The sequence below is a fragment of the Citrobacter sp. FDAARGOS_156 genome, assembly GCF_001559235.2.
Taxonomy (GTDB): domain Bacteria; phylum Pseudomonadota; class Gammaproteobacteria; order Enterobacterales; family Enterobacteriaceae; genus Citrobacter; species Citrobacter youngae.
In genome coordinates, this window is the sequence record NZ_CP014030.2 from 3488334 (window position 1) to 3508485 (window position 20152).

25 protein-coding genes, 6 tRNA genes and 1 pseudogene are annotated in these 20152 nt (G+C 52.0%); 8 read left to right on the forward strand and 24 right to left on the reverse strand.

Translation table 11 applies throughout. The annotated features are described in order from the left end of the window. Nucleotides 1-145: 145 nt before the first annotated feature. A tRNA-Ala gene (locus tag AL515_RS17095) sits at nucleotides 146-221 on the reverse strand. A gap of 38 nt (nucleotides 222-259) precedes the next feature. Then, nucleotides 260-335: transfer RNA gene (locus AL515_RS17100), tRNA-Ala, on the reverse strand. A gap of 221 nt (nucleotides 336-556) precedes the next feature. On the opposite strand from AL515_RS17100, the gene AL515_RS17110 reads away from it, so the two are divergent. Both AL515_RS17110 and AL515_RS17115 read left to right on the forward strand, forming a co-directional pair. Continuing rightward, on the forward strand, nucleotides 557-919 hold the full coding sequence (locus AL515_RS17110) for a YfeC-like transcriptional regulator (protein ID WP_003028277.1): 363 nt from the start codon (nucleotides 557-559) through the stop codon (nucleotides 917-919). A gap of 1 nt (nucleotide 920) precedes the next feature. After that, a complete protein-coding gene (locus AL515_RS17115) occupies nucleotides 921-1313 on the forward strand; it encodes a MerR family transcriptional regulator (RefSeq protein WP_061068253.1) in 393 nt (130 codons plus the stop codon). A gap of 56 nt (nucleotides 1314-1369) precedes the next feature. On the opposite strand, the gene gltX is transcribed toward AL515_RS17115, so the two are convergent. Further along, entirely contained in the window at nucleotides 1370-2785 is a 1416-nt protein-coding gene (gene gltX / locus AL515_RS17120) for a glutamate--tRNA ligase (RefSeq protein WP_061068254.1), read from the reverse strand. A 258-nt stretch (nucleotides 2786-3043) separates the two neighbouring features. Here gltX and AL515_RS17125 point away from each other — a divergent pair. The 4 genes from AL515_RS17125 to AL515_RS17140 all read left to right on the forward strand — a co-directional run bounded on the left by AL515_RS17125 (nucleotide 3044) and on the right by AL515_RS17140 (nucleotide 3443). After that, nucleotides 3044-3119: transfer RNA gene (locus AL515_RS17125), tRNA-Val, on the forward strand. 46 nt (nucleotides 3120-3165) lie between these two features. Continuing rightward, a tRNA-Val gene (locus tag AL515_RS17130) sits at nucleotides 3166-3241 on the forward strand. Between the two features lie 46 nt (nucleotides 3242-3287). Then, nucleotides 3288-3363, forward strand: a tRNA-Val gene (locus tag AL515_RS17135). A 4-nt stretch (nucleotides 3364-3367) separates the two neighbouring features. After that, nucleotides 3368-3443, forward strand: a tRNA-Lys gene (locus AL515_RS17140). A 152-nt stretch (nucleotides 3444-3595) separates the two neighbouring features. Here the strand turns inward: AL515_RS17140 and AL515_RS17145 are convergent. Together AL515_RS17145 and AL515_RS17150 are read right to left on the reverse strand one after the other, a co-directional pair. Next, a pseudogene (locus AL515_RS17145) lies at nucleotides 3596-3748 on the reverse strand (transcriptional regulator XapR); the annotation flags it as partial. Nucleotides 3749-3813: 65 nt separating this feature from the next. Further along, a complete protein-coding gene (locus AL515_RS17150) occupies nucleotides 3814-4368 on the reverse strand; it encodes a recombinase family protein (protein ID WP_061068845.1) in 555 nt (184 codons plus the stop codon). A 119-nt stretch (nucleotides 4369-4487) separates the two neighbouring features. On the opposite strand from AL515_RS17150, the gene AL515_RS17155 reads away from it, so the two are divergent. After that, nucleotides 4488-5210, forward strand: coding sequence for a hypothetical protein (locus tag AL515_RS17155; RefSeq protein WP_061068256.1), 723 nt, complete (start codon nucleotides 4488-4490; stop codon nucleotides 5208-5210). Further along, a complete protein-coding gene (locus AL515_RS23655) occupies nucleotides 5207-5371 on the forward strand; it encodes a hypothetical protein (RefSeq protein WP_192575268.1) in 165 nt (54 codons plus the stop codon). Before AL515_RS17155 ends, AL515_RS23655 begins: the two co-directional genes overlap by 4 nt. 11 nt (nucleotides 5372-5382) lie before the next feature. Here the strand turns inward: AL515_RS23655 and AL515_RS17160 are convergent, their stop codons facing one another. The 19 genes from AL515_RS17160 to AL515_RS17250 all read right to left on the reverse strand — a co-directional run bounded on the left by AL515_RS17160 (nucleotide 5383) and on the right by AL515_RS17250 (nucleotide 19981). After that, nucleotides 5383-5784, reverse strand: a complete 402-nt coding sequence (locus AL515_RS17160; RefSeq protein ID WP_082759587.1) for a tail fiber assembly protein — start codon at nucleotides 5782-5784, stop codon at nucleotides 5383-5385. After that, nucleotides 5781-6392, reverse strand: coding sequence for a gp53-like domain-containing protein (locus AL515_RS23855; protein ID WP_225807915.1), 612 nt, complete (start codon nucleotides 6390-6392; stop codon nucleotides 5781-5783). The genes AL515_RS17160 and AL515_RS23855 overlap by 4 nt, the downstream gene beginning before the upstream one ends. Further along, the gene (locus AL515_RS17170) at nucleotides 6392-6982 is read right to left on the reverse strand and encodes a putative phage tail protein (protein WP_061068257.1); all 591 of its coding nucleotides are present in this window, start codon (nucleotides 6980-6982) and stop codon (nucleotides 6392-6394) included. The genes AL515_RS23855 and AL515_RS17170 overlap by 1 nt, the downstream gene beginning before the upstream one ends. Next, complete coding sequence (locus AL515_RS17175; RefSeq protein WP_061068258.1) at nucleotides 6967-8043, reverse strand: baseplate J/gp47 family protein; 1077 nt, start codon at nucleotides 8041-8043, stop codon at nucleotides 6967-6969. The genes AL515_RS17170 and AL515_RS17175 overlap by 16 nt, the downstream gene beginning before the upstream one ends. Next, nucleotides 8033-8485 carry a phage GP46 family protein gene (locus tag AL515_RS17180; RefSeq protein ID WP_061068259.1) on the reverse strand — a complete coding sequence of 151 codons (453 nt, stop codon included), beginning with the start codon at nucleotides 8483-8485 and terminating at the stop codon, nucleotides 8033-8035. Before AL515_RS17180 ends, AL515_RS17175 begins: the two co-directional genes overlap by 11 nt. Further along, on the reverse strand, nucleotides 8482-9024 hold the full coding sequence (locus AL515_RS17185) for a phage baseplate assembly protein V (protein ID WP_061068260.1): 543 nt from the start codon (nucleotides 9022-9024) through the stop codon (nucleotides 8482-8484). The genes AL515_RS17180 and AL515_RS17185 overlap by 4 nt, the downstream gene beginning before the upstream one ends. Then, entirely contained in the window at nucleotides 9015-10106 is a 1092-nt protein-coding gene (locus AL515_RS17190) for a phage baseplate assembly protein (RefSeq protein ID WP_061068261.1), read from the reverse strand. The genes AL515_RS17185 and AL515_RS17190 overlap by 10 nt, the downstream gene beginning before the upstream one ends. Beyond that, entirely contained in the window at nucleotides 10106-11437 is a 1332-nt protein-coding gene (locus tag AL515_RS17195) for a DNA circularization protein (RefSeq protein ID WP_061068262.1), read from the reverse strand. Before AL515_RS17195 ends, AL515_RS17190 begins: the two co-directional genes overlap by 1 nt. Continuing rightward, complete coding sequence (locus AL515_RS17200; protein ID WP_061068263.1) at nucleotides 11437-13347, reverse strand: phage tail tape measure protein; 1911 nt, start codon at nucleotides 13345-13347, stop codon at nucleotides 11437-11439. Before AL515_RS17200 ends, AL515_RS17195 begins: the two co-directional genes overlap by 1 nt. An 86-nt stretch (nucleotides 13348-13433) precedes the next feature. Beyond that, complete coding sequence (locus AL515_RS17205; RefSeq protein WP_061068264.1) at nucleotides 13434-13829, reverse strand: phage tail assembly protein; 396 nt, start codon at nucleotides 13827-13829, stop codon at nucleotides 13434-13436. Nucleotides 13830-13832: 3 nt separating this feature from the next. Then, a complete protein-coding gene (locus AL515_RS17210) occupies nucleotides 13833-14189 on the reverse strand; it encodes a phage tail tube protein (RefSeq protein ID WP_058587158.1) in 357 nt (118 codons plus the stop codon). Between the two features lie 9 nt (nucleotides 14190-14198). Further along, nucleotides 14199-15677: a phage tail sheath subtilisin-like domain-containing protein gene (locus AL515_RS17215; RefSeq protein ID WP_105242185.1), complete on the reverse strand. Its 1479-nt coding sequence runs from the start codon at nucleotides 15675-15677 to the stop codon at nucleotides 14199-14201. Further along, nucleotides 15677-15865, reverse strand: coding sequence for a DUF2635 domain-containing protein (locus tag AL515_RS17220; RefSeq protein ID WP_061068265.1), 189 nt, complete (start codon nucleotides 15863-15865; stop codon nucleotides 15677-15679). Before AL515_RS17220 ends, AL515_RS17215 begins: the two co-directional genes overlap by 1 nt. Further along, nucleotides 15846-16469: a hypothetical protein gene (locus tag AL515_RS17225; protein ID WP_061068266.1), complete on the reverse strand. Its 624-nt coding sequence runs from the start codon at nucleotides 16467-16469 to the stop codon at nucleotides 15846-15848. The genes AL515_RS17220 and AL515_RS17225 overlap by 20 nt, the downstream gene beginning before the upstream one ends. Beyond that, nucleotides 16466-17008 carry a phage virion morphogenesis protein gene (locus tag AL515_RS17230; protein ID WP_061068267.1) on the reverse strand — a complete coding sequence of 181 codons (543 nt, stop codon included), beginning with the start codon at nucleotides 17006-17008 and terminating at the stop codon, nucleotides 16466-16468. Before AL515_RS17230 ends, AL515_RS17225 begins: the two co-directional genes overlap by 4 nt. Continuing rightward, nucleotides 17008-17448 carry a gp436 family protein gene (locus AL515_RS17235; RefSeq protein WP_058587163.1) on the reverse strand — a complete coding sequence of 147 codons (441 nt, stop codon included), beginning with the start codon at nucleotides 17446-17448 and terminating at the stop codon, nucleotides 17008-17010. The genes AL515_RS17230 and AL515_RS17235 overlap by 1 nt, the downstream gene beginning before the upstream one ends. Further along, the gene (locus AL515_RS17240) at nucleotides 17448-18041 is read right to left on the reverse strand and encodes a hypothetical protein (protein WP_061068268.1); all 594 of its coding nucleotides are present in this window, start codon (nucleotides 18039-18041) and stop codon (nucleotides 17448-17450) included. The genes AL515_RS17235 and AL515_RS17240 overlap by 1 nt, the downstream gene beginning before the upstream one ends. Nucleotides 18042-18124: 83 nt before the next feature. After that, the gene (locus AL515_RS17245) at nucleotides 18125-19021 is read right to left on the reverse strand and encodes a Mu-like prophage major head subunit gpT family protein (protein WP_061068269.1); all 897 of its coding nucleotides are present in this window, start codon (nucleotides 19019-19021) and stop codon (nucleotides 18125-18127) included. Nucleotides 19022-19024: 3 nt separating this feature from the next. After that, a complete protein-coding gene (locus tag AL515_RS17250; protein WP_061068270.1) occupies nucleotides 19025-19981 on the reverse strand; it encodes a phage protease in 957 nt (318 codons plus the stop codon). Nucleotides 19982-20152 lie beyond the last annotated feature (171 nt).

Below are 20152 nucleotides of genomic sequence, written 5' to 3' on the forward strand. Positions count from 1 at the left end.
CGACATCAATACAGCCGTTACCAAACCGGGGAGATTCTCCCCGGTTTTTTTATGTCTGTTATCCAGCAATATAAGCAAATAAACGAGAAACGCAGGCAGGAATCAAATGCAAAAAACCCTCGCTTTTCAGCGAGGGTTTCAATTTTGGTGGAGCTAAGCGGGATCGAACCGCTGACCTCTTGCATGCCATGCAAGCGCTCTCCCAGCTGAGCTATAGCCCCACGATGCATTTACGTACCAAATTCATTGGGATTAAATTTGGTGGAGCTAAGCGGGATCGAACCGCTGACCTCTTGCATGCCATGCAAGCGCTCTCCCAGCTGAGCTATAGCCCCGTCACGTAAAGCTTGTCGAGTTGACGGGCGGCATCATATGAATTCCCTTCGCGTGTGTCAACGGCAAAATTAACTCATAGAATTCAATCGCTGAAAAAGCAGGCAAATGGAGAACATTGCGCAACAACTCGCATTCAGTAGTTAAACGCGTCACGGTTTCTACTAAAATGGTGCTATAAAATGAGCCACTAATTAACCCCACGACCATTCAGGGAATCGTTATGTTCAAGGAACGGATGACGCCAGAAGAACTTGCTAATCTGACCGGATACAGCCGACAGACCATCAATAAATGGGTGCGCAAGGAAGGTTGGGCTACCTCACCCAAACCCGGTGTTCAGGGCGGTAAAGCCCGTCTGGTTCATGTTACCGAACAAGTTCGTGAATACATTCGCAGCGCTGAGCGTTCAGCGGAAGGCTTATCAGATAATTTATCTTTATCCGGTGACACCTCCATCGAAGCTCTACTGATAAGACTCGCCAAAGAAATGACGCCATCAGAACAGAAAATGTTTACGTCGCTGATCCTGCGTGAAGGCATTACGGGTTTATTACAACGCTTAGGGATTCGCGACAACAAATAATATGAAAAAATTACGCAGTAAAATGACCACCGAAGAGCTGGCTGAATGTCTCGGTGTCGCCAAACAAACCGTCAATCGTTGGATCAGAGAGCAAAACTGGACAACCGAAAAGTTTCCCGGTGTTAAAGGTGGTCGCGCGAGGCTTATTCATATTGATGCCGGCGTCCGAGAGTTTCTTCTCAATATTCCAGCTTTTCGCAAGGCACCGGAATTTTATCAGGCAGAAGAACCGCTTGCCGAGTATACACACGTGGTTCGCAGTCACGCCTGCCGTCAGATAATCAGCGCACTGGATAACATGTCGCCAACGGAACAGGAAAAGCTGGCGATGTATATTTCGCGCGAAGGTATTCGCACTTTCCTGACCCGTCTGGGCATTGATGAGTCTGAATAACAGGCAAAAAAAACGGCAGGATGCACTCCTGCCGTTTTTTTATCGATCACTCTGCCTTACTGCTGACTTTCACGCTCAGCAATAAACGCGAGCGCCTTGTTAATACGTTCAATGCTGCGAGATTTACCAATCGCATGCACCGTAACGTCTAACGCCGGAGACTGACCCGCACCGGTTACGGCTACGCGCAGCGGCATCCCGACTTTACCCATGCCCACTTCCAGCTCATCAGCGGTTGCCTGAATCGCGTGGTGCACGTTTTCCACGGTCCATTCACTGATAGCAGCCAGTTTGTCGCGAACCACTTCCAGTGGCTGACGCGCAACCGGACGCAGGTGTTTCTTCGCCGCATCGGCATCGAACTCAGCAAAGTCTTCATAGAAATAGCGGCAGCTCTGCGCCATCTCTTTCAGCGTCTTGCAGCGTTCACCCAGCAGTTTTACCAGCTCAGACAACTGCGGGCCGACGCGCGTATCGATATTTTCCTGCTCAATGTGCCACTGCAGATGCGTCGCCACATATTCTGGCGCCAGTGCATTAATGTAGTGGTGGTTCAGCCACTGCAGTTTTTCAGTGTTAAATGCGCTCGCAGACTTGCTCACCGCCCCAAGAGAGAACAGCTTGATCATTTCTTCACGGGTGAAGATCTCCTGATCGCCGCTGGACCAGCCCAGACGTACCAGATAGTTCAGCAACGCTTCCGGCAGGTAGCCGTCGTCACGATACTGCATCACGCTGACCGCACCGTGACGTTTAGAGAGTTTTTTGCCGTCGTCGCCGTTGATCATCGACACATGCGCGTAAACCGGCACCGGCGCGTTCAGCGCTTTCAGGATGTTGATCTGACGCGGGGTGTTGTTGATATGGTCTTCACCACGAATGACGTGGGTGATTTCCATATCCCAGTCATCAACAACGACGCAGAAGTTATAGGTCGGGGAACCATCTGTACGGCGGATAATCAGGTCGTCCAGCTCCTGGTTGCTGAATTCGATCGGCCCACGGATCTGATCATCAAAAATAACGGACCCGTCCTGCGGGTTAGCAAAACGCACCACGCAAGGTTCATCAGCAGCGTGATGTTCGTGACCGTGACGGCAGCGACCGTCGTAACGTGGTTTTTCACCTTTTGCCATCTGTTCTTCACGCAGCTGTTCCAGACGCTCTTTGGAGCAGTAGCATTTATATGCCGTCCCCGCTTCCAGCATCTCATCGATGACAGCATTGTAACGGTCAAAACGTTTAGTCTGGAAATACGGGCCTTCATCCCACTCCAGATTCAGCCAGTTCATGCCATCCATAATGGCTTCAATAGCTTCCGGCGTGGAGCGTTCGAGATCGGTGTCTTCAATACGCAGCACAAACTCACCGCCATGGTTACGTGCAAAAAGCCAGGAATAAAGAGCAGTACGCGCACCGCCGACGTGCAGGTAACCTGTCGGGCTTGGCGCGAAGCGAGTTTTGATTTTCATGAAATGGCCTTACGTTTATAAAGATGCCGACAACCGGCAAATCCAGGGAAGATTATCAGGCTGGTATTCTATCACTGTGGTCTGATTCCTCAATGTTCATCGGGTTGGAACATCACGCTTTGCCATTTTCGTATACAAATCATGCTGCATGGATTGATTTGCGATCGTTTTGTTTAAATTTACGACGAACGAACAAATTCTTTAGAAAATGCGTTGACTCATTTTCAACTCTCCCTATAATGCGACTCCACACAGCGGGGGTGATTAGCTCAGCTGGGAGAGCACCTCCCTTACAAGGAGGGGGTCGGCGGTTCGAACCCGTCATCACCCACCAACTACTTTATGTAGTCTCCGCCGTGTAGAACAAGAAATTGAGAAGTGGGTGATTAGCTCAGCTGGGAGAGCACCTCCCTTACAAGGAGGGGGTCGGCGGTTCGATCCCGTCATCACCCACCACTTTCTCGCCAGCTGGATTTCTTGTTAAAATGTGAAGTACCGAAGTGGGTGATTAGCTCAGCTGGGAGAGCACCTCCCTTACAAGGAGGGGGTCGGCGGTTCGATCCCGTCATCACCCACCACTTCGGGTCGTTAGCTCAGTTGGTAGAGCAGTTGACTTTTAATCAATTGGTCGCAGGTTCGAATCCTGCACGACCCACCAATGCAAAAAAGCGCCCTAAAGGCGCTTTTTTGCTATCTGCGATTTATAAGATTCGAATCTGCCGCAGGTTCGGTGTTGAGCGCAGCGAAACAACGGAGCCGTTTACGGCGACGGCCCGAAGGGCGAGCGAAGCGAGTCATCCGGCACAGACATCATACCGTCAAAGCCGCCACCAGTTTTTCCAGCGCTGGCGTGGCCTGCTGCTGTTCATAGACAATATACAAATCCGCCGGAATACGTTCTTCTAACGGCCGGAATACCACGCCAGGCCAGCTCATCTGGGCATAGCTATCGGCAATCAGCGTTGCCGCGCGCCAATCAAAACGCGACACATTGACAACTAACATTGGATCGCGTTTGTGATCGTGATTTATATGTCAGATGCAGGGAATCGTTTATACAGGGTTGAGATTCCGACGTCATAAATTAGGGCCACCCTCTGACGAGTTTCGCCAGCAGCTATCAGTCTTCCAGCCTGCGCCCACTGCTCATCCGTTAGTTTTGGCCTACGGCCACCAATTCTCCCTTTTGCCCTTGCTACGGCCAATCCAGCACGAGTTCTCTCAATAATGTTTTCTCTCTCCATCTCAGCAGCAGCACTCAACATCGTGTACGCAAAGCGCCCAATTGAGGTGCTAATTCTTATCCCCTCGGTAACGGATAAAAACTCAATGTTGTTTTCGCGGAAATAACGTAGCAAATCCACAAGATGGATTAGAGAACGACCTAACCTATCTAACTTCCAGACAACGACGGTGTCGCCTGGGCGTAACTTCTTCATCATCTTGTCCAAGCCGGGCCTTTTCGATTTCGCACCGGATATTTTATCCTCAAATATCTGGTCACAATCTAGCCTGTTAAGCGCTTCAAGTTGTAATTCGAGGTTTTGGTCAATTGTTGACACCCTAACGTAGCCGATCAGCATCATTTTTCACCCTGAAAAAGGACGAGATCATGCCACCCAATGGGTAGATATGCATTTTCTTAAAGGTTCAATTGAGAGAATCATTTTCTGGCGTTGTTGGGCAGTCTCGAAATGCCAGAATGTCAGTGGCAGCAGCGAGTGCTACTGCGACATTTTCAGCCGATGAATTGATTGTTGAAGATAGTGGAGGGCGTCAGTACCGGGTAACTTCTTTCAGCAAGGCAATCAACCTGGCGACTACCGGTGCAGGCGGGATGGATAAGGGGGTTGTCCCGGCCACTGGATTCGTTGCGCTGTATGCGATTTATAACCCGACTACTGATATGTCGTCATTGCTGGCAGTAAATGCTACCTCTGTTGATGCACCAGAAATTTATAGTGGCTCATCGTTACCACCTGGGTATACCGCCAGTGCACTGGTGAGTGTTTGGGGTATTTCAGAGTCAAAATTCAAAGCTGGAACGCAGCATGGGCGGGTTATTAATGTTGACCGTCAGACAGCAATAACAACAACCGCAACAATAAATACGCTAACTGAGTTATCTATTGCCGCAATTGTTCCTAAAAACGCAAGGAAAGTGAGTGGCTATGGCTCCATCTATGCAACAGCAGGCGGTGGTGCGCAATCTGGCGGTTTAATTATTGATGTTGCATCCACAAATAGCGGTGTCGGGTACGTATCAATCGGTGGTTATGTTGGGAATTATGGCATAGGGGTTTATGGTCAGTTTGCAGAATTATTGCTATCAACCCCACAATCAATTTTTTATGACGTGAACCCAAACGGCACATCAATCACGGGTTTTTCTGCATCATTATTTATAAGTGGATACACGATATGATTTACGCTGAATTAACACCAGATGGAAAGTCGGTTGTGGCATTGTTCTCATGCGAGCAAGAAACTTCCACACAGATTGATAAGAATGATGCGCGTTATATTGAGTTTTATAACGCGCAACCTGAGGTTATGCAGCAGATACTGCCAGCCCCAGCGGTATAAGAAACATGCTACTAACTGGCCTGGTCCCCCGGAGGCGTAGGCCAGACGGGTTTTGCGGTATCAACCCGCATCAAATCGAGCCTGTAATCCTGCCATGCAATCAAAGCGGCGGCTTCTTCTTCCGTCGCTTTGCCTCTTTCAACAGCGTACTGTCGCCACTCAATTTCTGTATCAGCGACTGATTTCAGCGACCGTCGTTTCTGCTCTGCACGTTCCTGCTGCTCATCTTTAGTTAATTCAGGGTACGGAACCAGAACAGGAAAACCATTATCATCGGGCTGAATCCGACCATTAATTTGGCTGTCTAAAATTCGCTGGCCTTCGTCGTCGCTGATATGCACAAAACTCCCCGGGATTTTGTCATCGGGAGTGTTGTCGCCATAAAATCCGTTATTCAACGCGCAATACTTCATACAACCCCCTTACCAATTGCGATATAAGAAAATGTGGTAGCGATCCCCGAAGATTTAGAGTCAGCAGAAAGAATTCTGGCTCCTGCTGCCGTGCTATTTGATAAATCCCACCCGACAGCGTTCACCCCTTCAGGACCTGAAGAAATATCCGACGGCGCAACCAGATATGGTATGCCAACAAAAGCGCGTGGAAACTGAACACTGCCTGTTCCGTTGCTGCCCGTTGAACCTCGCCCCCATACAACCTGGAAATCTCCTAACTGGAAAGAACCAGATTCAGAAACGCTTTCCCGCAGACCAAGGTTTGATAGAGCCGTAGCTATTGCCGCCGCACCATCTGTTTTAATGTCGCCAAATGGATTGGAGCGACTCAGAAACAGTTTCTTGAGAGCGGCGAGAATCTGCGTGTTGTCCATTTTGTCCGGATCAAGCCCAGCGGCCCTGATAATATTAAGCAGCTCACTTTGAATGGCATTAAACCAGTCCGGGCCGGGATATGTCGGAGGAACTCCATTACCACCTTCAGTAAAGAAAAGCTCTGTCTCACTGGTGATAGGAGACGGTAGTGGCATAACCGGAACACCGGTCGAATTATCTACGTGATACATCAGTTATCTCCTGAAGAATAAAAATATTCGTATGCTGTGCCGCCGAGACGGTATTTTGTCAACACACACTCCAGTTCTCTTGCCCGTTCACTCAGAAGCGGTGTCATGACGTTATCGATACAGGTAAAACGTCCGCCGCTTATACCGATCACATCAATCTGTAACGTCCAGCGATAACGGGCTGGATAAAGGGGATACATGCAGCTACGCATGCAATGGTGAGGCAGAATGACAGTAACCCGGATAGTAAATCCAAGCGCGGCAGCCACAGCTTCAATCTGCCACGGGGAAAGGCCACCTTTGCGGTGATACTTCTCCACGACAGCACGACGTCGATCTTCTACAGTACCGCTTAACTGCCCACACTCCGGCAGTTCAAGGTATTCCTCCCATTCTTCCAGCAGCATAAATGTTGTTTCTGGCCGCATCTCCGGCAGCAGGTTTTCTGCATCAAATTCCGTCTGACTTAAACGCCTGGCTAACGCCCGTAAAAAAAGGTTTAAATCACCATCCTCATCGCGTGACCACGCTTTGCCACGTGGCATGATCTGCCATAAAGCACCCAGCCACTCATCTACGCTGTGGGCCATGTCAGTTCCCCAATAGTGATAAGTTCATTCTGATCGCAGGGAATGTCAGCAGTCAGATTCAGTGTGTAATCGGTCACGCCAGATGCTGTGCCGATAGCAGTCCTGATTGCTGAAATGGGTAACGTCTGCCCAGGTAGCAGCGTCTTCTGAAGCGTCAGCAGGCGGGACTGGACAGCTTTACGCGTGGCAGACGTATCCGGTGTTATGTCGATAACCATATTGACGGGACGGAGCACCAGTTCAACGGGCCAGACTTCTATTCCTCCAGGTTTACCAACCCATACGCCAGTCGCCGGGTCGGTATGACGGAAAAGGTAATCTTCCATATTTTTCCGGTCCTGATATCCGGGAGTAATCACTGAACGATCGTCATAAACCCATGCCAGTCCGATTGTGCTGGGGCCATGCCAGGCATCGAATGCCCACGCCCGACTTACGCCAGCCATTTCTCGCGCCCAGATGACATAGTCATGTACAGCCCCACCAACGGGGGGATTTCGTTTACGGAACAAAAGCCGGTCAAGTAATTCAGGAACTGGCTCAATGTCCGCACCACCGGTGATGCCCCCCGTACCCGTTAAACCAATGCTTTCCACACCGGGAACGGGGGACAGCAGGGTCAGGCTTTCACCTTCCGGAAGGTTTCCTGACGCGCCGGCATCGCTGGCCTGAATGGTTACTGTCATCACACCATCCACAGGAACGCCGGAAGCTGTCACGGCATAAACAACACCGGCAGCAGTCTGCATTTCCGCATCCTCCGGTAGTGGCGTGGTCCCTTTAAATACAGCCGGCCCCGTAGCAAATGTGGCCTGTTTTCTGATGACGCCTTCACTGGCCGCAGTTTCGATAATGGTTTCATCATCAGATTTAACGGACGGAATAATCTGGTCTTTGATCCAGCTCTGGTGGTCGTATAAATCACGCACCTGATTACTGAATGAGGTATTAAGTGCCTTCTCAACACCTACTGGTGGAAGTTTTTGCAGCCCCAGTTCAAAGGCAATATCTTTTTCGCCGTCAGTAATAAGTTTGCGCAGTGCGGGAACGTTATAAGGCATTAGCGGTGGACTCCCAGCGTTTACTTATTTCAATCCGGAGCGTTGTTTTATCCGGGCGGGTAAGAATGACAATAAAATTAATCCGATCACTGCCGCTTATCGTGGCCGTCACCGTTGCATTACGTGCATATCCGGAACGTAAAAGAGGCTGCATGGAGAGCAGCGCATAATCTTCCACCCGCATTCTGACTGTTTCCGTCAGTTTTTCGCGGTCCAGTAGCCAGAGTTTTGACCCCCACGGATAATCACTGAAGGAGTCACCGGGCCAGCCTCGCGGGTCAGATGAATTATCGGGGATAATGTCATCAGTATCAGCACGGACGTCGGTGAAAAGACAAATAAGAACCAGTGTGACCATACCTTCATCACGCGATAAACCATCATGGTTAATTGTCAGTTCACCTCTGGAGAGTTGATTATTCCAGCTGATACCAATAGTCATTTCATCTCCGATGTTTTTTCGCCATCTCCGTCAATATGGAAATGCTTAAGAACAGATTTACCTGCGACCTGAATATCCTTTGAAAATTCAGATGGGCCGTTAACTTTTAATAATTTTGTATTTATCACAAACAATTCGCCGGCATCGTAATTAACCGATTTCCCTTTAACGTCGATAAGACCACCTTTTTTCAGGGTGATATAAGACTGACCATCACCGTGATATAACCTGACCTCTCCATTTTCCAGGCCCTTTGGACGACAGCGCTTGTCTTCAACAGCGATTGCCACCAGACCTTCCCGGCGTCCCCCCACTGCCAGAATGAGTGCTTCTGAACCGACTGGCGGCACAGACGTCAGACCGTAGTTCTGGAAACGCTCAACGTCATCATTGGTGGAATCCGCCAGAGACTGGATCTGGAGATTCTGGCGACCAAGACTGTCGGTAACGATGCGGACGACAGCCCTGTCAACGAGCAGCCGCAGCCGGCGTCCAATACCTTCAAGTGTGCGACCGATATTTGCCGGATTTAGTCCCATGTTTCCTCCGTTTTTGCCTTTGATCTCTTGCCTTTCTTGCCTGCTTTTTTCGCACTGGTTTCAGGCATATCCATCGACTCAGGAGGAACCAGTGTCAGAACGCAGATACGCCCGTTATCACCTTCAGTGAACGTCACGCTCTTAATCAGCCACGTGGCCTTCAGGTTCTGTATCGGGTCATCAATATCGACGAGTCTGTTTTTTTGCCATAACGGGCTGTCATCGCCATTTTCGCGCCACCCAGCCAGCGTGATCTCGGTGCTGTTGGCTTCACCCATCATCCGGGCTTTGTACCATTCACCACGTGTACTCGCGCCGCCGACGGTCAGGCTGTCTTCATTGACCAGGATCTTCGGGCGGTAGCGGTTGATATCACCATCATCAACAATGGTCTGGCGTCCACCTGTCACTTTGGCGGGCTGAGCGTCCCATGTGCTTCCACCGGCACTGGACGTACCTTTTACGATGTACTGGCTGTTTCGCTCGCGCCAACTGAACCGGCCACGGGCGGCAAGAATATTGGTCCCGAAAATCAGAGGAACGCCGGCACGCTTTGTTGATGCACGGGTGATGATCAGATTACCCAGGCCATCAGCAGTAAGCAGAACGCCGCGTTGTTTAGCCAGGCGGTCAAGAAGATCGAAGGCGGTCTCTCCCTGTTCAAGCACCACGCTACCGAAGGTTTCACCAGTGTCAGTTTCACTGATAACACTGATGCCATAGGGTTTGCAGATTTCCGTTGCCAGTAGCTCCAGTCGAACACCTTTCCACTGGCCGGACTTATGCACCACAGAGCTGTCAACAAGATCGCCGGTTTTATCCCTGCCCATGACGCGAATACTCATGTTCTCTGCGTCATAGCTTGGAATAAAATCATCGATATACCCTGTCAGAACCGTATCCTTTCCCAGCCTGACGATGCAGGGCATACCCTGCTTAATGACACGCGGTGATGCTTCGGACCATTGCGTGGTGACAGTGAGATCAAATTCGCCGGCAACAGCCTCCAGTGAGGAAGTGATGGACATCTCGGTCCATCCGTCCCACTGCTGGCCGTCAACCTCAAGTACAACCATTTCCATTACTCTGTTACCTCGACAGGTTTACCTGGAAGAATGAAAGCCGGGTCACGCAGTCGGTTCCGTGTGGCAATGGCGTCACGGTTCTCTGTATTACCGGTCTCACGCCATGCAATCAGGGATACAGGGGATGTCGTGGTCAGGGTGACTATCCGGACCTGTGGTAACTGAGCACTTCTGACCCGGACGTCATTGACGACGGCAAAGCGCAGCTCACGCAGGGCATGCCACAAATCCCGCTGACCGTTTTCCACGGCGTACACCGCCTGTTCATTCAGTTGCTCAGCCAGCGTGTCGCCCGTACTGATGGCTTCCTCACTACTTCTGAACTCCGTGCTGGCAATGGTCTCTGCCTGTCCGATAAGACTGGCAACGACGATCAACTGACGAAAATCAGTGATGTTAGCCTGCATTGCATCCGTCAGTTCAGGAACGACGTCCGGAAGACTACTGGCAAAGCCATACGTGCCATCAGTAACGGAACCCGGAGTGACTGACATGTATTTGGGTAACTGGTGAAGCGCAGCAGCCGTCGCGCGATCACTTGTATTTGTTGGCGAATCCGGCGACGTCCACGGTGAAGAAGATGAACCGGAAAACTGTTCTCCCTGCCACCGGTTGCGGAGTTGATCGTAAACCCGCATTGACCACAGAGGTTCGGTCACGGTCTCACGGACACCGCTGACAAGGTTCAGAACATCATTGATAAATCCGGCAGGTTTCGCGACGGCCAGCTCAATCAACCCTCGAAAACGTCCGAGACGGTCAGTCCATTCAGTAATCGCGGAGGGCAGCGTCAGCACACCCACCACCAGATTTTCCATGTCGTCCATCCACGTATCGGCCATCTCACCAAGACCATCAAGCAGGGCAAAGACATCACCGTTCGCAAGGGCTGCTTTAACCTTATCTGCCGCGCTGAGTACCGTCAGGCTGGTATTTTCTGCCGGCGCAGGAAACAGGCGGTCGCCCGCCTCAGATACCTCAAAAGAGATGTAGGCAATGCCGCCTTCCTCAGTGCTCAGACGGTGATTCACCTTGCCAATCTGAACCTTCTGAATGCCGAACCACGGATGGATAAGTTCACCGGGTCCCGGTGTGTTCAGTGCCCGGAGAAGTGCCTCCAGTTGGCTCTGGTAGTTCTTTCCAATCAGCTTGCCGTTGATTTGCTGTTGGGTCAGAACGGCACCGTTATCCTCGGTCCAGCCCACTTCTTTTTTGGGGTAGGCGCGGGGAATTGCCCGACGGCCACTGGTGCCTTCGTTATCGACCAGATAGAAGGAGACACCCCGGAACGAAGCATCGCGCAGGTCTTCCCATCGGGTAGCAGCCATCAGCCTTGCTCCACGCTGGACACGCCAGCAGATGCACTAAGTTTGATACCCGGCTGGTTCATGGTGACGCTTTTAACACGGCCACCGCCACCCTCAAGGATCACGCGGATTTCGCCCTGCATCTTCTGTAGGGTTGTGGGTAATGCAGGTGGCTGAACAGGCTTATCAAACGCGTTTTTGTTTTCAATTGCGGCGTTGGTGCCACGCAGAAAATCAACGATGACACCAAACAAAGAATGGTCATTTGTTTCAGGACGCCTCACATCTGCCGGGGAACCTTCAGACGCTGGGATAAACGGCGTTGCCGGTGTCATTGGTGCCCACGGGCGCGGGTCAATAACCGGTTTCTCATTTGCTTTGCGTTTGGCACGATCCCTTGCCCACTGAACCATGCCAGCTTTATCATCATTGGTTAGTGAAGGGGCATCATCAAGATAGGGTATTGTGGCCATCATTAGTGATGTTCCGAGCATACCTCCCGGAACACCAAGACGTCCTGGACCATTGGGCTTACGAGGTTCTTTTCCATCAGGGATTAAATCACCCGGACCACCCATGCCACCTTTGCCCATGTTCACGACATAAACAGGCATAACCCCGGAGCCAAAAACATCGGAGACGCCTTTAGGGATGCCTTTGCCCCCTTTCTCTGGCTGGAGAAAATCCCATGCGCCTTTACCGATTTTAAAAGCTTTACGTGCCGCAATGACTCCGGCAGTCGCAATGGCTATTTTCTTGCCGACTTCCAGCCAGTTCTGGACCGTCTTTTGATCAACTGAATTGATAGCATCAGCCAGCTCCTGTACCGGGCCGGCAAGATTGCTGTTAGAAAACTTCTTCCAGGTAACATTCAGGCTGGTCAGCGCCGAAGTAAAATCTTTCGCCGCATATTCAGCATCTTTCATGATGCCTGTGCCGTCCCCGACAACTGACTGGTATCGCTTGAGGTTTTCCGCTCCTTTACCGGAGGTGGCACTGCTGATAAGTAAAATACTGTCCTGGTTAAAACCGGCTTCCAGAAGTCTTTTATTCTGCTTTTCAGCACCTTTGCTGCCTGACTTTTTAGCAATCTCTTCCAGAAGTGTTGGAAGTGATCGCATCTTCCCATCTTTGTCATAAATGTTGACACCATTTTTACGAAGGGTGCTAACAACCTTCGGCAACTGCAGATCACGAATAAGGTTTTCAGTCGCCGTGGCTGCTGTATCACGGTTGCCTGTGGCATCAATGGCTGATTCCAGTACAACGCCTACGTCTTTGACTCCCTTAACGCCACTCCCGCCAGCAGCGGAGTACATAGAGAAGGCTCTGACGCCTTTTTCTGCAATATCTTTCAGCTCAAATGCACCTTCTTTACCCAGAAGGTTTAACGTGTCCATAGCTGCAAGCGTCTGCTTTTCAGTCTGAAGGCCAAATTTGGGGAACTGAGAAAACAGTCCGCCAATCGAATCCCCCTGAGAGCCTGATGCAGCGATAGAGGCGGCTATCATGCCCTTATTCTGAATACCGAAATCCAGATCCCCGGTTGTTTTGTTGACATTTTCCAGAGCGGCCAACACCTCCGAGTCATCCACCCGGAATTTGATGGCGGTATCCTGAATACCATCAAAGATATTGCGCATCTCATCACGAGCTTTACCGGCGGCAATACCCAGGCCGGTTAATTGTCGATCTGTTTTAGCAAACTCTCTCAGCGCTGCGCCGCTGGCAAGGCCGGCAATCATCGTTGTATAGCGATTACTGAGCATGTCCAGACCACGTCCGGCAGATTCAGACGCGGCCTTAACAACAGACATTGCTTTCTGGTTACGGCTGGCAAACTCGCTCATGTTAGCGCCGTACTGGCGGGCTTTAGCCGTCAGGTTCCCGGCAAGGTTAATCAGAATTTCAGTGCTTAGGCGGTTTGTCATATTGCTTCCTCAGTTGCCTGACCTGAATAAGCAACTGCCGCAGGGGCAGTTGCTCAAGCCGGTTAACATCGAAACGCTGAGAGAGGTTAATCAGCAGTAGATTGAGCGCCGCTGCCATCGGCACCATGTCGCCCCCGTTCGGCAGTGTCCTCCAGCATGTCATCCATTGCCTTGCCTTTATCCGTCAGCAACTTCAAATCTTCCGGATGCAGGGCATAAATTTGATTCATGTCCAGCGGGCCGGGGATTTCTCCAATATTCTTAATCTGCCGGCGCATCATCTCCAGCCCCATCATGACCTCAGAGCAGTAGGCAACCGCCTTGCCATTATCCCCAACCACGACGCGCTCGGAGGCCAGTTGTGATTCGATAATATCCCGTGATGTCAGCTCGCGAAGCGTCACAGTCTTGTGAAGCATTTCGTCGGTAGTGCCTTTGCCGGTACGCAGACCGTGTACCAGAGGGAAGTTCATTTCAGCCATGTCTTACACCTTCACACATTTGACGCCGATGAAGTTAGCCGAGACCGTCCCCGCGTCTTCGTCCAGTTCAGCCGGGTTATCAGTGGCCGCGCCGGTCATCATGTAATTGAGGCCGTTGTCACCGTAGAACATGACGGTCACGTCCTCCCAGTTACTGATTTCAATCACATCGACGTCGCGGTCCGCAGCAATGGTCAGCTTGATGGAAGGGGCCGCCATCTTGCGGGAATTCCCCCAGACCTTACCGCCGCCCATGTGTTGCTGGCGGGCATAGCCCCCCGGATTCAGCACGGATTTCCCTTCAGTTTTGATTTCACGGCCATTAACACGAATCGCCGCCATACCCAGAATATTTGCCATGCTGGCTCCTTAAAGTTTGAACTGGATGAGACCGGCCAGAACGCGCAACTGATTCACCAGATTCGGGTGACAGATAAAGTTCAGACGGTTTGGATCTTTACTGTCGATGGTGACATCAAGCGTGTCTTTATAATCCTCGAAATCCTCCACCAGACCTGCGGGGATAAGCTCAGTCAGCGCAATATCCAGCAGCTCAGCGGTCGCAATTTTCGGTGTCATCACTGGCTGACCGGCATCAAGCAAATCAAGTACGTCATCATCCGCCAGCTTGTGGCGCGGATAACGGCTGGTGAAGCGGTTCTTGATGACATAACGGATGCGGCCAAGCGTTGCCGGCGACTGCACATCGAGGTATGAAATGTCCGTATCGCCATAGCGGTTTACGCGATACATGGTGATTTCGCGCTCAATACAGACGTTATCTCCGGCATCAACAAAGTGCGTGGCTATACCGTCATGCAGCAGCAGGTTACGCTCTGGCATATCCCAGCGGATACCGCGAGCGGGCGGCTTGATACCGGTCAGGATCAGCGTCTGGAGAGGACGGGCCGGGTCAAGGGCCAACTGGTATGCCGCCGTTGCGCCGTAGCTGGCGGCCCATAGCCATGACGGTTCTGGTGCGATGTTGGTGCCGATACAGGAAATCAGCCAGTCATTGCGGGTATGCCCGAATGTCCCGCTCTGGGCATGCGTACCACGATAAGCAGACCACAGAAGCGCCTCCATCATCTTGAGCGGCCCCCAGCGTTCTTCAAGTTCGTCACGAATGGTGTTCAGGCTCTGCGTGTCGGTGTACGGGAAAATAATATCCGTGTACCAGTCATCCCCCAGCGCCGCGACAACTGTCTCAATATCCGGCGTCCCTGTACCACCCGAAAATGCGGTCAGTGTTGCACTGATGCCGGCAGGTGTTTTTTCTCCGGGGTAATAGTTCAGGCGCACATCGCTGTCATTTCCCGTGACGCCTTTCCACTTCACGGTCAGCACTACCGTTGCAGCAGCTTCAGCTTTTGCTGTGGCAGTAACCTGAGTGGCAGGCTTTGCGGTAATTGCAGCGATGATATTGCCGGCAATGGTTGCCGCTTCATCACCGATGCTCACCCCGACCTGGACAGATACGCCATTGATCATCAGTGCCAGCGTACCAGCCTGAGTGGCGGTGCCAAGCATCGTGACTGTGGCACTCGCCTCTGCACCCTGGTCAATATCCTCCAGTCCCATCGCATACATCTCGGTGTAGCGGTTGGCCTTACGGACCATCTTTGCCATTTCACCCAGCATAGAGCCACGGCCATAGAGTTCATCTGCCATGCTGTCGCCAGTAATGCGGTTCAGCGTCAACGGTAAAGCGGTCGCGCTGGCGAGCTGCTGACCCACAACCAGAATTTTTCGGGACTGTGCCGGCGCGGCACTCATCGCCATAGAGTTATCGATATCGATCCAGACCAGCGGGACACGAATATCATCAGGAATATTACCGATGGACATCATGCCTCCTTATCGGTTTTATGTGTGCGGGACTTCGGTGGCTCAGTGATTTTCACATCGCCTTCTTTTTCACGGCGCAGCCAGTACGCATTGACCGGCAGCGTCTCGCCATCAGCGGCAAGGTGACTGCCATCAGCCTTACGAACGAGCAGACCCGCCCGTGATGGCTTAATCATTTTCTTTGTCATCAGTCTGTCCTTCTCTTACGTTTATGATTTGCGGCTCATCGCTTACAGGCTGTCCGTTCACCACAATGGTTGCCCCCAGTCGCAGGAATTCCGGCAGCGTGGACAGGTCTATCTCATCATCAAGACGGAATTCCTGTTCCCATGTAACGGCCCACATGGTGATTCCGAGATTGTCCAGGCCACCCGCCCAGAGGTTTTCAGCAGCGATGTTCTCAGCCATACGCTCAGCCTTCATGCCCGCAGCCGCTTCACGACAACTGATACGACGGGCAAGGCGTCCGGCAATAACCTCACAGCGGGCATCGCGCGGGTATCCCCAGGAATCAGCCATCATGATGTAGGCCGCCCAGGTCACAAGGCCGGTCATGCCGCGACGGTTCTGGATATTCCTGACCCGTAAGGCCGCAATACGGATACTGCCGCCGCGCCCGGACATATAGCTTTTGACCTGATCCGGGGTGTTAAACTGACCGATGTGACGTTCCACCTTTTCAACCCGGTCTGGTTGCTTTTCACCCTCCAGTTCAGCTTTCAGCCAGTTAACAATGTTTTCGGCGGCACTGACCGTACTGCCCAGGGTGACGAACGCCGGACGCTCATTCATTGCAGAACCTCATTCCAGAAATCCCCGATGACGTGCAGCAGTTCCTGACTGTTCCCGGAGGACAGGCCGAGGAACTCACGCTGCGGGATGTTTAACATACGTTTATGCGCCCCCACGGTTTGCCATACCCCGTGTTTAAGCGCCCGTCCAAATGCCTGTGAGATGAGTCGCTTATGGGCTGACACAGACACCGGGCCGGAAAACCCCTCATTGTGCGTCCGGCCATAATCAAGCGGCGTACCCACACGAACGACAGAGCCGCTGACCACATACTGGATACTGTCGAGCAGATCGCCGTTGCCCTGTAACAGGCTCTGGTTGCTGTGTCGGGTTTTCGCGTAGCTGTCAGACCAGTCCTGCCATTTCTCGCCGGCAGGGCTGGTCTTTTCGCTGGAGATGCGCCGGCGGGTCTGTGACTCCACTACAGCGCCAATGCTCTCCAGTAGCTCCTGTTGCAGAGACTGGTCAGCCAGCCGCTCAATCGCACGGCGAATGTCCTGAAACTTCTGATCACCGCTGACCTCGACAGTAATTCCCATCACAGCACCCCTTTCAGGTTGTTACGGGTGAACAGACGACGGTTTTCACTGACGATGATCAGCTTTCCGGTGTCGGTCTCAGGGACCGGGGTGTCAGACGGCACACCGAGGTCACGGGTGCCGTTGGCGATTTCACGCAGAGTGCGGAGGGCTTCGTCGTAACGCTTCTGGATTTCATCGGTGATCTGATGGTCCCGTTCAGACAGCCAGTAGAACGCGATGGAAACCGCCGCCCGGCGCAATGGACTCGGCAGGGTCGGAAGGTTCAGCGGCAACTGATAACGCTTTGCCAGAAAGGAATTAATTTCTGCATCGGTGTCATCAATCGCACGCTGGATCTTTTCTTCGTCGAGCTGCTGCGTCTCTTTGTTGATTGCCATGTTCCAGACGCGGTCACCATCAGTTGCCAGCAGGTCTTCACGCGTTACGTAGATGCCCATTATTTGCTCTCCACGTCGGCTTCAGCCCCTGAAACGGTCATCAGTTCGGTCACAATCAGCATCTTTTCAGCCTTCAGACGCAGAGCTGTGTCGGTACTGATCACGCAACCCTGTAGCGGCTTCCCACCGGCATCTTCCAGAATCTGTTCATCCGGGTTATCGCTGACAAAAACATGCACCGTATCGTGCGGCCAGAATCGGCCAGCCCGGTGAAAACCGTTTTCAGGAATGGCGCGAACCTCCAGCACCACGACATTTTCAGCAATGCGAAAAGCTTCTGAATGGTCATGTGCCAGCGTCTCCTGCCAGATATGGTTTCTCAGGTCATCACCCGTTTTCTCACCCGGTATGGTGATAACACTGACTGTGGCCGGGATAACCGTTATTCCATTGTCACCGGGTACAGGTTCCGGGTCAGATGCGACATCTGAAGCTGCAACCGCCGATTGTGATGTCTGACTGTCATCAGTAATAACTGGTGCCACCGGTGCCGGTTTCTCCGGGACAGGAGTATCCTTCGTTGCTTTGTCGTCTTTCTTTTCCGAAGTGGTTCCGGTCTTACCAGCGGCTGACTTATTAACTTTTCCACTCACTTTTTAAACCTCATTCAGGGTGGGTTTAAAGGAGGATTAACTCCTCCTTAATCCGGCGTTACGTGATTTTTTACGTAATGACGTCACGCTTTTTTGATGAAAGGTGAAACCATCAAGTCCACATCCTTGTAATAGATGTTTGAACCACCACCATCAGCCATAACCGCTTCAATCAGCGCTTTGGCCGCGCCACGGTTGTTCTTACCGACGACCAGCAATGTCGGATTCATGCCCAGTGGTTCGTCGTTAGAATCAGTGATGCCCATCATTGCGGAGACCGCGGCTTCATAGTTCGCTTTGTTCAGTGCGGCTTTTGACCCCACGCAGGTCTGCCAGAAACCAAAGCCAACGTTGCTGCGTCCATCGGTCCCGTAAGCGAATTCGTTCTGAAGGAACACCCGCTCACTGGTGAGGTCATCGAGGGCGATGAAGTTAAACGGACGACGCTCCTGGTAAATGATGGGCAGTAGCGCGTGCGTCGCATCAATCAGGAACCACGGTTCACCCGTATCGGTCTCCGGGTCGCCCACAACGTTCGATTTGGTGGATGCACCAACAGGGTGATCGGTATCAAAGAAATACTGACCGTCCCAGCACAGCGTATCGAAACCTTTGCACAGCAACTCAAACGACAGTTTGTCCGGGAAAATCGTGGTATCGCGGCCAAGCTGTTCAGCAATCACGGAATACTGACCAATCTGATCGTCCTCGATTTTTTCGCGTTTGACCTTGACCGAGTTTTCCCAGGTCTTGTTGGTAATGACATACCCGGCCTGAGCCAGTTCTTTCAGTTGACGCGCCCCGATCCATTCTTTGATGGTCGGGAAGTCTTCAACCCAGCCATAAGTGTTAGACGCGCCGGAACTGGGGATGACCGTGGCGATGGATCGATACTGCGGATTGACCCGACCAACACCTTTGGTAAAGGCGGCGCTCAGTGCGGTGGTCAGGGCATGCAACACTTCTGCGGATACCTGCATGAATTATTTCTCCTGCTTACGAACGGAAAGGAATTCTTCTTCGCTGATGCCCATATGGCGGCACATCGCGAGGTCTTCGTCAGAAAGCGAGGTGTGACCTTCGGTGCTTTCTTTTTTGGTCGTTGTGGTCTTGCTGACAATGACCGGTGCTGCTTTCACGAATTCAGCAAAGCGCTGGCGGCCTTCTTCAGAGCGGCAGGTGGCGAGATACATTTCGCGGTTGGCCGGTGCGACTTTCCCCGCCTCGATGGCGCTGTCCACCAGTGCTTCTGATTCTTTGATGGCAATATCATTGAGTTTGCTTTCAGCGCTTTCCGCACGGTTAAGTGCTAACTGGTGAGTCTCAACCGGAATGAACTTCGTCAGGTCGGGATTCTCAGCACGGTTAAGCGCCACCTGCTCGCCGGTCTTAATCTGCTGAATGGCTTTTACTGCGTCGTCTGCTGTGGCAGTGGCCGCGAGGCCAAGCACTGTCACAATCTGGACAGGTACGGTCATCGTGTTTTCCTCGGAGTTGAGTGCGGGTAAATCAAGGTTGGGTTTGTTGGTCAGCGCGGCGCTGGACAGGCGGGTAACCTGACCGTCCGCTGTGAACCGAAAGGCCGGACTGTAATAGAGATACTTCTTGCCGCGCAGCTGCGCCACGCCGTCATCAGTCCATTCAACGTGCGCCTCCACTACGCCATCACTGACGCGATAGCCGTCAATCCAGCCATAAGCCGGGGCTTCATCGCCTTTCGGGCCTTTCAGTTCGGTGGAGTGTTCGATATCAAAGGGGAGCTTTGGATAAGCCATCGAGGCACGAATGATGGCTTCAGGATTGTTGTTCACCCACGAACGCCCATCACGCCCTGTAAAGGTTCCCGCCGGTATCATCGGCAGCCATTCCGGCAATGCATCATCGGTAAGGTCAGGAAGCTGAAAGCAGAGCGCCAGCAGTTCCGTATTGTTCGGGTTCATGGTGTTGTCCGGTCACGTTGTTTACTTCCGGACAGTGTGGGGGGAAACGGGGACTCAGGTGGATTAACCGGCTTCACTGTAAACGTGGCATGAAACCGCGTTTAAAACACGTTTAAAAACGCTGTGGCGCGTTTAACGATTTTTTCACGTGTCGTTATGACGTAATAATCG

What these genes read in the sequence shown, in the direction of transcription:
- AL515_RS17110 (WP_003028277.1), top strand. Translation starts at nt 557, where the DNA reads ATGTTCAAGGAACGGATGACGCCAGAAGAACTTGCTAATCTGACCGGA.
- AL515_RS17115 (WP_061068253.1), top strand. Translation starts at nt 921, where the DNA reads ATGAAAAAATTACGCAGTAAAATGACCACCGAAGAGCTGGCTGAATGT.
- gltX (WP_061068254.1), bottom strand. Translation starts at nt 2,785, where the DNA reads ATGAAAATCAAAACTCGCTTCGCGCCAAGCCCGACAGGTTACCTGCAC.
- AL515_RS17150 (WP_061068845.1), bottom strand. Translation starts at nt 4,368, where the DNA reads ATGCTGATCGGCTACGTTAGGGTGTCAACAATTGACCAAAACCTCGAA.
- AL515_RS17155 (WP_061068256.1), top strand. Translation starts at nt 4,488, where the DNA reads ATGTCAGTGGCAGCAGCGAGTGCTACTGCGACATTTTCAGCCGATGAA.
- AL515_RS23655 (WP_192575268.1), top strand. Translation starts at nt 5,207, where the DNA reads ATGATTTACGCTGAATTAACACCAGATGGAAAGTCGGTTGTGGCATTG.
- AL515_RS17160 (WP_082759587.1), bottom strand. Translation starts at nt 5,784, where the DNA reads ATGAAGTATTGCGCGTTGAATAACGGATTTTATGGCGACAACACTCCC.
- AL515_RS23855 (WP_225807915.1), bottom strand. Translation starts at nt 6,392, where the DNA reads ATGTATCACGTAGATAATTCGACCGGTGTTCCGGTTATGCCACTACCG.
- AL515_RS17170 (WP_061068257.1), bottom strand. Translation starts at nt 6,982, where the DNA reads ATGGCCCACAGCGTAGATGAGTGGCTGGGTGCTTTATGGCAGATCATG.
- AL515_RS17175 (WP_061068258.1), bottom strand. Translation starts at nt 8,043, where the DNA reads ATGCCTTATAACGTTCCCGCACTGCGCAAACTTATTACTGACGGCGAA.
- AL515_RS17180 (WP_061068259.1), bottom strand. Translation starts at nt 8,485, where the DNA reads ATGACTATTGGTATCAGCTGGAATAATCAACTCTCCAGAGGTGAACTG.
- AL515_RS17185 (WP_061068260.1), bottom strand. Translation starts at nt 9,024, where the DNA reads ATGGGACTAAATCCGGCAAATATCGGTCGCACACTTGAAGGTATTGGA.
- AL515_RS17190 (WP_061068261.1), bottom strand. Translation starts at nt 10,106, where the DNA reads ATGGAAATGGTTGTACTTGAGGTTGACGGCCAGCAGTGGGACGGATGG.
- AL515_RS17195 (WP_061068262.1), bottom strand. Translation starts at nt 11,437, where the DNA reads ATGGCTGCTACCCGATGGGAAGACCTGCGCGATGCTTCGTTCCGGGGT.
- AL515_RS17200 (WP_061068263.1), bottom strand. Translation starts at nt 13,347, where the DNA reads ATGACAAACCGCCTAAGCACTGAAATTCTGATTAACCTTGCCGGGAAC.
- AL515_RS17205 (WP_061068264.1), bottom strand. Translation starts at nt 13,829, where the DNA reads ATGGCTGAAATGAACTTCCCTCTGGTACACGGTCTGCGTACCGGCAAA.
- AL515_RS17210 (WP_058587158.1), bottom strand. Translation starts at nt 14,189, where the DNA reads ATGGCAAATATTCTGGGTATGGCGGCGATTCGTGTTAATGGCCGTGAA.
- AL515_RS17215 (WP_105242185.1), bottom strand. Translation starts at nt 15,677, where the DNA reads ATGTCCATCGGTAATATTCCTGATGATATTCGTGTCCCGCTGGTCTGG.
- AL515_RS17220 (WP_061068265.1), bottom strand. Translation starts at nt 15,865, where the DNA reads ATGACAAAGAAAATGATTAAGCCATCACGGGCGGGTCTGCTCGTTCGT.
- AL515_RS17225 (WP_061068266.1), bottom strand. Translation starts at nt 16,469, where the DNA reads ATGAATGAGCGTCCGGCGTTCGTCACCCTGGGCAGTACGGTCAGTGCC.
- AL515_RS17230 (WP_061068267.1), bottom strand. Translation starts at nt 17,008, where the DNA reads ATGGGAATTACTGTCGAGGTCAGCGGTGATCAGAAGTTTCAGGACATT.
- AL515_RS17235 (WP_058587163.1), bottom strand. Translation starts at nt 17,448, where the DNA reads ATGGGCATCTACGTAACGCGTGAAGACCTGCTGGCAACTGATGGTGAC.
- AL515_RS17245 (WP_061068269.1), bottom strand. Translation starts at nt 19,021, where the DNA reads ATGCAGGTATCCGCAGAAGTGTTGCATGCCCTGACCACCGCACTGAGC.
- AL515_RS17250 (WP_061068270.1), bottom strand. Translation starts at nt 19,981, where the DNA reads ATGAACCCGAACAATACGGAACTGCTGGCGCTCTGCTTTCAGCTTCCT.